This window comes from Kitasatospora sp. NPDC059160, assembly GCF_042755465.1.
GTDB lineage: Bacteria > Actinomycetota > Actinomycetes > Streptomycetales > Streptomycetaceae > Kitasatospora.
The window spans coordinates 1-11486 of sequence record NZ_JBHZCN010000057.1 but is presented as its reverse complement, the minus strand read 5'-3'; the positions used below and the strand labels follow the sequence as shown (position 1 = coordinate 11486).

General features: G+C 75.0%; 9 protein-coding genes. 5 read left to right on the top strand and 4 right to left on the bottom strand.

Translation table 11 applies throughout. The features are described from left to right. The first annotated feature begins 172 nt into the window (after positions 1–172). Both ACFXOZ_RS23890 and ACFXOZ_RS23885 read left to right on the top strand, forming a co-directional pair. The gene (locus ACFXOZ_RS23890) at positions 173–736 is read left to right on the top strand and encodes a TetR family transcriptional regulator (RefSeq protein ID WP_380529760.1); all 564 of its coding nucleotides are present in this window, start codon (positions 173–175) and stop codon (positions 734–736) included. 245 nt (positions 737–981) lie between these two features. Then, positions 982–1341 carry a hypothetical protein gene (locus tag ACFXOZ_RS23885; RefSeq protein WP_380592516.1) on the top strand — a complete coding sequence of 120 codons (360 nt, stop codon included), beginning with the start codon at positions 982–984 and terminating at the stop codon, positions 1339–1341. 78 nt (positions 1342–1419) lie between these two features. On the opposite strand, the gene ACFXOZ_RS23880 is transcribed toward ACFXOZ_RS23885, so the two are convergent. The 3 genes from ACFXOZ_RS23880 to ACFXOZ_RS23870 all read right to left on the bottom strand — a co-directional run bounded on the left by ACFXOZ_RS23880 (position 1420) and on the right by ACFXOZ_RS23870 (position 5881). Then, positions 1420–2463: a trypsin-like serine peptidase gene (locus ACFXOZ_RS23880; RefSeq protein ID WP_380592514.1), complete on the bottom strand. Its 1044-nt coding sequence runs from the start codon at positions 2461–2463 to the stop codon at positions 1420–1422. 137 nt (positions 2464–2600) lie between these two features. Beyond that, complete coding sequence (locus ACFXOZ_RS23875; RefSeq protein ID WP_380592512.1) at positions 2601–4319, bottom strand: ABC-F family ATP-binding cassette domain-containing protein; 1719 nt, start codon at positions 4317–4319, stop codon at positions 2601–2603. A 329-nt stretch (positions 4320–4648) separates the two neighbouring features. After that, a complete protein-coding gene (locus ACFXOZ_RS23870) occupies positions 4649–5881 on the bottom strand; it encodes a cytochrome P450 (protein ID WP_380529767.1) in 1233 nt (410 codons plus the stop codon). 303 nt (positions 5882–6184) lie between these two features. Between ACFXOZ_RS23870 and ACFXOZ_RS23865 the strand changes: the two genes are divergently transcribed. Next, the gene (locus ACFXOZ_RS23865; protein WP_380592510.1) at positions 6185–7111 is read left to right on the top strand and encodes an alpha/beta hydrolase; all 927 of its coding nucleotides are present in this window, start codon (positions 6185–6187) and stop codon (positions 7109–7111) included. A gap of 68 nt (positions 7112–7179) precedes the next feature. Continuing rightward, positions 7180–8547, top strand: coding sequence for an epoxide hydrolase family protein (locus ACFXOZ_RS23860; protein ID WP_380592508.1), 1368 nt, complete (start codon positions 7180–7182; stop codon positions 8545–8547). Positions 8548–8658: 111 nt separating this feature from the next. On the opposite strand, the gene ACFXOZ_RS23855 is transcribed toward ACFXOZ_RS23860, so the two are convergent. Next, positions 8659–9498: an alpha/beta fold hydrolase gene (locus tag ACFXOZ_RS23855; protein ID WP_380592506.1), complete on the bottom strand. Its 840-nt coding sequence runs from the start codon at positions 9496–9498 to the stop codon at positions 8659–8661. A gap of 212 nt (positions 9499–9710) precedes the next feature. Here ACFXOZ_RS23855 and ACFXOZ_RS23850 point away from each other — a divergent pair, with 212 nt between their 5' ends. Then, complete coding sequence (locus ACFXOZ_RS23850) at positions 9711–11426, top strand: tannase/feruloyl esterase family alpha/beta hydrolase (protein WP_380592504.1); 1716 nt, start codon at positions 9711–9713, stop codon at positions 11424–11426. Positions 11427–11486 lie beyond the last annotated feature (60 nt).

The following is an 11486-nucleotide window of genomic DNA, read 5'->3' as shown; positions in this document are numbered from 1 at the left end:
GGCACGGCTGATCCCACGGTCCAGTTCCCTCCCCGATCGAACCTCCAGGTCGTTCGAAGACCGCGAGCCATGGACGCCGGCCAACTTTCAACTACCTGGTTGGTTGATTACACCCGGACAAGGAACCCGCTGTCAACCAACCGGTTAGTCGGTGCTGGGCTAAGGTCTGCGCATGCAACGCGACGCCGAAGCCACCAAGCAGAGACTCATCGCGGCCGGGCGGGCCGAGTTCGCCGCCCACGGACTCCACGGCGCCCGGGTCGACCGCATCGCCGAATCCGCCCGGAGCAACAAGGCGCAGATCTACCACTACTTCCACAGCAAGGTGGGCCTCTTCGACGCGGTCTGGAACTCCGCGGTGGAGCAGATCATCGGCAGCCTGCCCTTCGACGGGGACGAGGACCTCCCCGAGTTCGCGGCCCGGCTCAGCGACATCTACGCCGAGCACCCGGAGATCCCCCGGCTGATCACCTGGCAGAACCTGGAGCGCGGCGACGAGGCGCTCAACGGCTACGCCGTCGACGAGGTCCGCAGGCGGACCGGCATCCTCGCCGACGCCCAGGCCCGGGGCGTGGTGTCGGACCGGTTCGAGGCCCGGTTCCTGTTCGCGCTGATGGTCCACCTCGCCATGCTGTGGCCCGCGATGGCCCCCGAGGTGCGCACGGTGGTGGACTTCGACGACGCGGCGCAGCGCCGGGAGCTGGTCCGGCGGGTGGCCGCCGGGCTGCTGGAGTGACCCGGGCCGCGCACCGCGCACCGTTCGCGGTGAGCCGGTCCGGACGTACGGGAGTCACCGGACGTACAGCGTCGCCGGGCGTACGGAGTCATTCGACCGATCCCGCCCCCGTACCGGCACCGGTGATGTGCAGTCAGATGACCGATGCCGCGCCGGCGCCCCCCGCGGCAGGGTGGAGGCGGGTAGGACCCGGCGGGGTCCGAATCGTTCGGCATCCCGGCACACCCACGGAAGGCGGTTCCCACATGTCCACTTCGAAGAGGATGCTCCGCGGCTCGGCCGCGGCGGCCGTCGCGGCTGCGGCCCTGATCGGTCTCGGTGCCGGTTCGGCGCAGGCGGCCGGCTGGCCGCCGTTGCAGCCGGGCGCGCACCTGTACACCGGCACCGACGGGAGCGGCGCGGTGACCACGGTCGACCTGGGCGACCTCGGCACCTGCCACACCCTGGCGGCGCCCGTCCGCTCGGTGCAGGTCGCCGACGGCTCCGCGTCCGTGGTGCTGTACCCGGGCCGGGGCTGCGCGGGTGCGGTCCCGTGGGGCACCGGCTCGCTGGCCCAGTCCAACACGCCCTGGGCGATGCTGAGTTACCGGGTGGTCCCGGCCTGACGGAGGCCGGGGCGCGGTGACGGACGCCGGTGCCGGGGGTGCGAGCCGCGCCCCCGGCACCGGCGTTCCCCGGCGCTGTCAGCGCGCTTGGGCCCAGTCGTAGAGGCGGTGGGCGCTGTCACCGAAGCGGGTGGCGTAGAGCGTGCCCGGCTGCCCGCCCACGAGTTCGTCCGTGGTGGTGGTGACGCCGACGACGGTTCCGGAGCCGGTCCGGGTGTCGAACCGGGCCAGGTGCGGGCCGCCGCTCGCCCCGTGGCCCATGTTGCAGGACTCGCCCCACAGCAGGGGCGCCTTGGGGCTCTGCCGGTTCGGGCCGGCGCAGTGGATCATGCGCGAACCGGCGTACTGGGCCGCGGGATCGTTGAGCCGGTCCTTCGGGTAGCCGAAGGCGTGGACGAACTCCGCGTCGACGGGATCGGAGAACGCGATCCGCTGGTTCCCCGTGACGTCCGCGAGCCGCCGCCCGTCGGGAGACGGGTTCGCCACCAGGACCCCCGTGTCGAAGCCGGCCGCGGCGACGTCCGAGGAGCCGGTGCCGTTCCGGTCGGCGTCCCAACGCGAGGACGTCGCCATGGACTTGATGCTGAACCCGCCGAGCGGCTTGGTCCCGTTGCGGTAGCCGGGCACGAAGTAGACGTTGTGCGTCCAGGTGCCGTCGGCGGTGGGCGCCCCGACGCCCCGCAGGCAGTGCGCCGCGGTGACGAGGGTGCTGCGGTTCGCGCCGGTGACGACGGTCGCGGTGCAGCTGCCGTCGTAGCCGTCGGAGAAGGTGAAGAAGAGCCGGCCGACGCTCCTGTTCACCGCGCCGCCGTGGGTCCAGACCGCCCCGGGGTCCGGGGTGTTGGGGGCGAGCGGGCGCGGGTCGTCGGGCGTGTTGTCGTCCGCGGGCACGGGGGTGTTCTCGGGGACCATGGCGCCTGCCAGCTTCATCCGGTCGGCCGTCCAGTAGGCGTCGATCCGGCTGCGCTCCTGCGGGGTGGTGGCGCCGGCGTGCGAGGTGACGGTGTCCGGCTCCGCGGCGAGGGCTGCGGTGGGCAGCAGGGCCGCCGCGGTGGCCGCGCTCAGCAGGAGGGCTGCTGCGGTGGGGAGTCGGCGGGGGAGTGCTCGGCGTGTGGTTGACATCGTCGCCCATCTCGGTCGGTGCGGTCGGTGGGCAGGGGCGGCCGCGGTCCGCCCCTGCTCACCGGGGATGTCCGGCACTGTACGAACGGAACGTCAGGTCCGTGTCTGGACCGCGTATCGCCCGTCCATCGGTAGCGTCAGGTTCCGGTAACGGCGGCGCGGCCCGGCAGCGGTGCCCGCTGCTCACTCCGGTCCGGCTCCAGCCGCACCTCGCGGCCTTGCCAGCGGCGGCGCAGCCAGCGGTCGTGGCTCGCGACGACGATCGCGCCGGGGCCGGTGCCGAAGGCGTCCTCCAACTCGTCGCACAGGCGCGGGGAGAGGTGGTTGGTGGGCTCGTCGAGCAGCAGCAGTCGGGGCGGGTGGGCGACCAGGAGGGCGAGGGCGAGGCGGCGGCGCTGCCCGACGGAGAGACGGGCCACGGGCTTGTCGAGGTCCGCCGGGTGCAGCAGGCCGAGGGACGCCAGCGGCACCCGCTCGGCGCGGGCCGGGCCGAGGGCGAGCCGGTAGGTGTCGTGGACGGTGCGGTCGGGGCGGTCGAACGCGGTGTCCTGGGTGAGCAGGCCGACCGTCAGCCGGGGGTGGCGGTGGAGCGTGCCCCCGGCCGGGAGGCGGCCGGCCAGCACCGCGAGCAGGGTCGACTTGCCCGTGCCGTTGCCGCCGGTGACGAGCAGTCGGTCGGTGGCCGTGACGTCGAGCTCCGGCAGCGGGGGCCGGCCGGGGACCCGGACGCCCCGGAGGGACACCAGGGGCTCCGGGGTCTCCGAGGTCTCCGGGGTCTGCGCTGCGGCCAGGGCGTCCGGCGCGGCCAGGGCGTCGGCCGCGAACCGCAGCGGGCGCGGCGGCTCGGGCACCTGGGCGCGCTCCAGCTCCGCCAGCCGGCGGGCGGCGTTGCGCACCCGGCGGGCGACCTGGCTCTGCACCCGGCCGGCGCGGTGCCCGTAGCCCATCTTCTCGTGGTCGCGCGGTCCCCGGTCCGGGGCGACCAGGTGCGCGGTGACGCCGGCCGAGTGCCGCAGCTGCGCCAACTCCTCCTGCTCCTCGGCGTACCGGAGCTCCCAGCGCTCCCGCTCGGCGCGCTGCGAGCCCAGGTAGGCGGAGTAGGCGCCGCCGAAGCGGACCGGGCCGTCCACCGCCGGGTCGAGGTCGATCAGGTGGGTGCAGACGGCGTCGAGGAAGGCCCGGTCGTGGGTGGCGACCAGCAGGGTGCCGGGGTGCGCGCGGAGCTGTTGCTCCAGGAAGGCGGCGGCGCCGTCGTCGAGGTGGTTGGTGGGCTCGTCCAGCAGCAGTGCGGACGGCCGGCGGACGAGCAGCGCGGCCAGGGCGAGTCGGCCGCGCTGTCCGCCGGACAGCGAGCCGAGCGGGCGGCCGTGGCCGGGGGCGCCGGGGCCGAAGGCGCCGAGGCCCAGTCCGTCCAGGACCAGGGCGGCGCGGCGGTCGGCGTCCCAGGACTCCCGGTACTGGGCCTGTTCGAGCCGCCGGCCGTAGGCGTCCAGGAGGTCCCCGTGGCCGGGGTCGGTGTCCGGGACGCGGGCGATCTCCGCGCCGAGCCGGTCGAGTGCGGCGAGGTCCGCGCGGGCCTCGCGGAGCGCGTCGTCCAGGACGGAGGCGACGGAGGCGGAGGCCGGGAACGGCAGCTCCTGGTGCAGGAAGCCGAGGTCCGCGGGGCGCGAGACGGTGCCGGAGTCGGGTTCGTCCAGGCCGGCGAGCACCCGCAGCAGGGTGGACTTCCCGGCGCCGTTCTCCCCGATCAGGCCGATCCGTTGGCCGGGCGAGGCGGTCAGGCCGAAGCCGTCGAGGACGCGGCGGCCGTCGAGGTTGCGGACGAGGTCATGGGCGAGCAGGGCGTGCTGGAGCACGGGGATCCTTCCGGGGGGGCGTCGGGCCCCGGCGGTCCGCGGGAAGGGCGGAGCTCTGCCCGTGGGCGGGCGCCGGGGAAAGGGGTACGACGAGGCGGACCACTTCGGCGGTGCTCCTGAGCACCCGCCGGTGGCCGTCAGCTCCGGGGCTCACCCGGAGATGTCGTCGTCACCCGCCACGTCTGCCGCTCCTCGCTCCTCCGGCCGTACCCGGACGGCCGGCTGACTGCATGCTGACTGCACGTCACGGCGACTCTAGCAGGGACGGGCCCGTCCCCGTCACCAGTCTGGTAGGTGACGGAGGCGGGCCGTTCGGAGCCCCCGTCCGGTCAGCCGAGCCGGTAGCGGACGGGGAGGGTGAGCACGCCGCGGATGATCCCGGAGCCGATCCAGTCGAGCGAGTCCACCGGGACGGCGAGTTCCAGCTCCGGGACACGGGCGAGCAGGACGCGCAGGGCGATGGTGGCCTCCAGCCGGGCGAGCGGGGCGCCGAGGCAGTGGTGGATGCCGTGGCCGAAGGCGAGGTGGCGGGCGTCGGGTCGGGCCACGTCGAGGGCGGCCGGGTCGCCGGAGCCGGTCTGCGGGGCGTCCTGGCCGGCGGAGCCGAGGGCGACCACGACCACGCCGCCCCGGGGGATCCTCACCCCGCCCAGGTCCAGGTCCTGCGCCGCGTAGCGGTTGGTGGAGCGTTCCACGGAGGTGTCGTGGCGCAGGAACTCCTCCACCGCGCCGGGCAGCAGCTCCGGCCGTTCGCGCAACCGCCGTAGCTGGTCCGGGTGCTGGAGCAGGGCGAGTTGGGCGTTGCCGAGCAGGTTGACGGTGCTCTCGTGGCCCGCGACGACCAGCATCAGCGCGGTGCCGACCAGCTCCTCCTCGGTGAGGCGGCCCGCCTCCCGGTCGCGGACGGAGACCAGGGCGGACAGCAGGTCGTCCTGCGGGTGGCGGCGCTTGGCCGCGACCAGGTCGGCCAGCAGGTGGTGCAGCGCGGCCAGCGCGGGGCGGTGCTCGGGGGAGGCGGGCCGCAGCGCCTGCGCGGACCAGTGGCGGAAGTCGCGGTGGTGCGCGGCCGGGACGCCGAGGAGCTCGGCGATGACGGTGGCGGGCAGCGGGGCGTTGTAGGCCTCGACGAGGTCGGCCGTGCCCGCGGGCGGCAGGGCGTCGAGCAGCCGGTGGGCGATCTGCTCGATCCGTGGGGCGAGTTCGGCCGTGCGGCGCGGGGTGAAGGCGGCCGCGGCGAGGCGGCGCAGCCGGGTGTGCTCGGGCGGGTCGGCCTCCATCATCTGGGCGCCGAGGCCGACGGCGGGCCGGTGCAGGACGAAGCCGGCCGCGTCGAGGGCGTCGGCGGCGGGGGTGGCGTCCTTGAGCAGGCCGGGGTGGGTCAGCGCCGTCCTGGCGAGGTCGTGGCCGACCACCACCCAGCCCTCCAGGCCGGGTTGGAACTCGGCCCGGTGGATCGGGCCGAGCTCCCGCAGCCGGGCGTACCGGGCGGGGGCGTCCGCCTTGAAGGCGGCGTCGAGGACCACCGTGGCCGGCCTGTGGGCGGGTTCGTCGTTCGCGTCCATGGGAGCGACTCCTGTCGGGGGAAGGGAGGTCGGCGGGGGGTGGGACCGGGCCGACGTCCGTGACCTGGGGGTCTCCATCCTTCGGGCGGCCGGGGAGCCCCGCATCGGTCATCTGACGTCCGGGCCGGTCGGCGGCGGGCCGCTCCATGACTGCACGTCGGTTCCGGAGTCATCTGACCGAAGCCCCGGCACCCGCCAGTGGGCCACGGTGGTGGCAGCACGAACCACCCATGAACCACCGACGTGCGCCCGACGCGCATACGACGCGCACGCGATGTGCCGATCGACAGGAAGAGGCCCCGGATGGCCAGGTCAGAGATCCGCTTCGACAGCGCCGGCATCGAGATCGCCGCGCACCTGTACCTCCCCGACACCCCGGCCCCCGGTCCGCGCCCGGCCCTGGTGGTCGGCCACCCGGGGACGGGGGTGAAGGAGCAGGCGTCCGGCACCTACGCGCGGCTGCTGGCCGGGCGGGGCTTCGTCACCCTCGCCTTCGACGCGGCCCACCAGGGCGAGTCCGGCGGTCTGCCGCGCGGGCTGGAGGACCCGGCCCAGCGGGTGGAGGACTTCAAGGCCGCCGTGTCCCACTTGGTCACCCGCCCGGAGGTGGACGCCGAGCGGATCGGCCTGCTCGGCATCTGCGCGTCCGGCGGGTACTCCCTGGCCGCCACCGGCGGCGACAGCCGGGTCCGGGCGGTGGCCGCCGTGTGCACCGCCGACCCGTCCCGCCAGTTCCGGCTCGGCGCCGACGGCGGCCAGGACCCGGCCGTCTTCCGGGCCCTGCTGGACGCGGCCGCCCGGGCCCGCACCGCCGCCGCCCGGGGGCAGGACCCCGGCGGGCTGACGGTGTTCCCGGAGACGGCCGAGCAGGCGCGCGAGCTCGGCGGCGAGCACGGCGCCGAGGGCTTCGCGTACTACTGCACCTCACGCGGCGCGCACGAGCGGTCCGCGAAGTCCCTGGCCTGGGAGAGCGTCGACCGTCTGGCCGGCTACGACCCCTTCTTCGCCGTCCCGCTGATCGGCCCGCGCCCGATCCTGCAGATCGTCGGCGAGCGTGCCGTCACCGCCTGGATGGCCGTCGAGGCCCACCAACGCGCCACCGGACCAACCGAGTTGCACCGGATCGCGGGCGCGAGCCACGTCGACCTCTACGACCGGCAGGAGTACATCGACCGGGCCGTCGACAAGCTGGCCGGCTTCTTCACCGCCCACCTGGACGCCGCGCACTGAACGGCCGCGCCGGTGCCCCGGCGTCCGCACCGCACCTCCCGTCCCCTTCCGAACCCGAGGAGTCCTCGATGGCAGCATCCGGAAACACCAGCACCAACCGCCCCTCCACCGGCCGACGCCGCTTCCTCGGCCTCGCCGCGGCCGGTGTCGTCGCCGGGCAGGTCGGCGTGTCCGCCCAGGCCCAGGCGCAGACCCCGAACGCGGCCCCGGCCCCGACGTCGGCCCCGGCCCAGGCACCCGCCCCGGCTCCGCGGCCCGCCCCGGGCATCCGCCCCTTCCGCATCAAGGTCCCGCAGAGCGAGCTCGACGAACTCCGCCGCCGCGTCCGGGCGACCAGGTGGCCCGACCGCGAGACCGTCGACGACCGCAGCCAGGGCGCCCAGCTGGCGAAGCTGCGCCCGCTGGTGGAGCACTGGGGCACCCGGTACGACTGGCGGACCGTGGAACGGCGCCTCAACGGGCTGCCGCAGTTCGTCACCGAACTCGACGGACTGGACGTCCAGTTCGCCCACATCCGCTCCCCGCACCCCGGCGCGATGCCGATGCTGATGACCCACGGCTGGCCCGGCTCGATCGTCGAACTGCTCAAGGTCATCGGCCCGCTGACCGACCCCACCGCCCACGGCGGCCGCGCCGAGGACGCCTTCCACCTGGTGCTGCCGACCCTGCCCGGCTACGGCTTCTCCGGGAACCCCGGCAAGGCCGGCTGGAACTTCGCCCGGATCGCGCGGGCCTTCCACGCGCTGATGCTGCGCCTCGGCTACCCGGAGTACGTCTCGCAGGGCGGCGACCACGGCGCGATCCTCTCCGAGGTGCTCGCCGTCCAGCAGCCGAAGGGGCTGCTCGGCATCCACGTCAACATGCCGGGGACCGTGCCGGAGGACCTGCTGCGCCGGCTGCGCAACTTCGACCCGGCCCCGGCGAACCTGTCGGCCGAGGAGGTGCGGGCGTACGACCGGCTGCTGCACTTCTACCGCGACGGCTTCGGCTACGCGGCGATGATGAACCGCAGCCCGCAGACGATCGGTTACTCCCTCACCGACTCCCCGGTCGGCATGGCGGCCTACTACTACGACAAGTTCGCGGAGTGGACGGACTCCGACGGCGAGCCCGAGAAGGTCCTCACGTACGACGAGATGCTGGACGCGATCTCGCTGTACTGGCTGACCGGCACCGGTGCCTCCTCGTCCCGGCTGTACTGGGAGGGCACCCGGGCCGGCGGCGGACCGTTCAACGCGGTGCCGATCCCGAAGCTGCCGGTCGCGGTGACGGTCTTCCCCGCCGAGATCTACCCGGCGCCGCGCAGTTGGGGCGAGCGGACCTTCGGCAACATCATCCACTGGAACGAGGTCGACCGCGGCGGCCACTTCGCCGCCTGGGAGCAGCCGCAGCTGCTGGCCGAGGAACTCCGCACCGCCTTCCGCGCGCTGCGCTGACGCATCGGCCCCGGAGCAGCGCTCCGGGGCCGACCCGGGGCCGACGGCGGGAGGGCGGGCGGATCGGGAGGGCGGATCGGGGGCGCCGCCCTCCCTGCTCAGGGCCGCCGGTCAGCGGGTGGCGCGGGCGGCCTGCTCGACGACGCCCGCCACCACACCGGGGTGGGACACCGCGACGGAGTGCGACGCGGCCACCTCGGTGGTGTGGGCGTGGGCCCGCCCGGCCATGAACCGCTGGGCGTCGGCCGGGATGTTGCGGTCCTCGGTGGTGATGACGTCCCAGCTGGGGACGGTCTGCCAGGCGGCGGAGGTGGCCTGCTCGGTCAGCGCCGCCTGGGCGATCGGCCGCTGGGCGGCGGCCGCCAGCGCGGCCCGGTCGGCGGGGACGTCGGCGGCGAACTGGGCCCGGAACCGGTCCTGCCGGATGTACAGGTCGGTGCCGGTGCTGCCGTCGGCGTTGGTGACCGGTACCGGGTCCAGCGCGCCGGACAGGGTCGAGCCCGGGAACGCGTCGGTCAGCTGGAGCGCGGACTCGCCCGGCGCGGGCAGGAACGCCGCGACGTAGACCAGCGCCTTGACCTGCGGCCGGCCGACGGCGGCCGCGCTGATCACCGAGCCGCCGTAGGAGTGGCCGACCAGGACGACGGGGCCCTTGACGTGGTCGATCACGCTGCGCAGCGCGGCCGCGTCGGAGGCCGGGCCGCGCAGCGGGTTGGCGGCGGCCACCACCGGGTAGCCGTCGTGGCGCAGCCGGGCGACGACGCCGTCCCAGCTGGAGCCGTCGGCGAACGCGCCGTGCTCCAGGACGACGGTCGGCTTCGGGCCCCGGTCGGCGGCCGCGTCCTCGGTCGCGGCGCTCGCGGTGCCGGCGACGGCGAAGGCGATCGCGCCGACCCCGGCGGCGGCACCGGTGGCGAGGCGACGCAGGCGGCCGTGCTCAAGGCTGAACATGCAAGTGCTCCAAGGGGTTTCGAATGGTGAGTGGATCCAGCGGGCCCCACTGTGGTCCGCCGTCCGGGCCCGGCGCATCGGTCATGTGACTCCATCCTTCCGGCCGCTCGGGTGCGCCCCGGGCGGTGTCGGCGGAGCGTCAGGTGACTGATGTGCCGTCACCGCCGGCGCGGCCAGAGTGAGGGGGCCAAGCCCGATACCGAGGAGAGATCATGAAGAGACGGTTCCTGGCCGTCGTCGCGGCGGCCGTCCCCCTGGTCGCCGCCGCTGCGGTGTCCACTCCGGTGAGCGCGTCACCGGAGCTCGCCGCCGCCGTCAGCGCCACCACCGTGAGCACCGGCGCGAGTGCCACCGCCACGAGTGCCACGGCCACGAGTGCCACGGCCACGAGTGCCACCGCCGGCCCGTCGGCGTTCAGCTGCGCCCCGGCCGGGATCCCGGCCCCGGCGGGCACCGCCGTGGAGTCCGTCACCGCGGTCGCGGTGCCGGCGGGGACCTTCCAGGTGCCCGGGGAACCGCCGCTCGGCGGCTTCCCGGTGCCCGACGTCCCGGCGCACTGCGAGGTGACGGTCACCCTGACCCACCCCGGCGCGAACGACCACGCCAAGGTCAACGTCTGGCTGCCGCAGGCGGGTTGGAGCGGCCGCTTCCAGGCGGTGGGCGGCAGTGCCTACGCCGCCGGGGACAACGGGGCCGGGCTCGCCGCGGCCGTCAAGCAGGGCTACGCCGCCGCCACGACCGACGCGGGTGTCGGCGGGGCCCTGGACACCAGCTGGGCGCTGGACGCCGCCGGGCGGGTCGACACCGCGCTGCTGGACAACTTCGCCTCCCGCTCGGCGCACGAGATGGCGCTGGTCGGCAAGGAGGTGGTGGCCGCGGCCTACGGGCGGGCGGCGTCCTACTCCTACTGGAACGGCTGCTCCACCGGCGGCCGCCAGGGCTACCTGGAGGCCCAGCGCTACCCGACGGACTTCGACGGCATCAAGGCCGCCGCGCCGGGCGTCAACTGGAACCAGTTCGAGGTGGCCACCCTGTGGCCCCAGGTGGTGATGAACGAGACCCGCACCTACCCGACCGGGTGCGAGTTCGACGCCTTCAACCGGGCCGCCCTCAAGGCCTGCGACACGCTCGACGGCGTCGCCGACGGCCTGATCAGCGACCCGCAGCGGTGCGACTTCGACCCGCGCCGCCTGGTCGGCACCCGGGTCGAGTGCGACGGCAAGCAGGTCACCGTCACGGCGGCGGACGCCGAGGTGGTCCGCCGGATCTGGGACGGCCCGCGCGACGTCAACGGCAAGCGGCTCTGGTACGGCCTGCCGATCGGCGCCGACTTCCGCTACCTGGCGGCCAGCAGGACCGATGCGAACGGCGTCACCACCGGCGTGCCGTTCGTCGTCCCGGCGGCGTGGGTCGCCACCTTCGTGCAGAAGCAGCCCGGGTTCGACACCGCCCACCTCAGCCGGGCGCAGTTCGACCGGATCTTCCGGGCGGCCCGCGCCGAGTACGACCAGGTCATCGGCACCCGCGACGCGGACCTCTCCGCGTTCCGCGACGCCGGCGGCAAGCTGCTCAGCTGGCACGGCGACGCCGACCAGCTGATCCCCACCGCCGGCACGGTCGACTACCGCAAGCGGGTGGAGGAGCGGATGGGCGGTGCGAAGAAGGTCGACGACTTCTACCGGCTGTTCCTGGCCCCCGGCGTCGAGCACTGCGGCCTGGACGGCGGCAAGGTCGACGACCTGGCGGCGCTGACCGCCTGGGTGGAGCAGGGCAGCGCGCCGTCGGTGCTGCACGCCACCCTGACCACCGGCACCGGCACCACCGTCGCCCGCGACCTGTGCCGCTACCCGATGGTGTCCCGCTACACCGGCCACGGGGACCCGGGCGCCGCGAGCAGCTTCCGCTGCGTCCAGCCGCCGCGGCACTGACCCCCGGATCCGGGCGGGGGGGGGGGGAGGGGGCGCTGCCGCCCGAGCGGCCCGCGGGGA

Bases quoted from the DNA above. Each gene is read 5' to 3' on its own strand.
- ACFXOZ_RS23870 (WP_380529767.1), bottom strand. From the start codon at position 5,881: ATGGACGCGAACGACGAACCCGCCCACAGGCCGGCCACGGTGGTCCTC.
- ACFXOZ_RS23855 (WP_380592506.1), bottom strand. From the start codon at position 9,498: ATGTTCAGCCTTGAGCACGGCCGCCTGCGTCGCCTCGCCACCGGTGCC.
- ACFXOZ_RS23880 (WP_380592514.1), bottom strand. From the start codon at position 2,463: ATGTCAACCACACGCCGAGCACTCCCCCGCCGACTCCCCACCGCAGCA.
- ACFXOZ_RS23865 (WP_380592510.1), top strand. From the start codon at position 6,185: ATGGCCAGGTCAGAGATCCGCTTCGACAGCGCCGGCATCGAGATCGCC.
- ACFXOZ_RS23885 (WP_380592516.1), top strand. From the start codon at position 982: ATGTCCACTTCGAAGAGGATGCTCCGCGGCTCGGCCGCGGCGGCCGTC.
- ACFXOZ_RS23890 (WP_380529760.1), top strand. From the start codon at position 173: ATGCAACGCGACGCCGAAGCCACCAAGCAGAGACTCATCGCGGCCGGG.
- ACFXOZ_RS23850 (WP_380592504.1), top strand. From the start codon at position 9,711: ATGAAGAGACGGTTCCTGGCCGTCGTCGCGGCGGCCGTCCCCCTGGTC.
- ACFXOZ_RS23860 (WP_380592508.1), top strand. From the start codon at position 7,180: ATGGCAGCATCCGGAAACACCAGCACCAACCGCCCCTCCACCGGCCGA.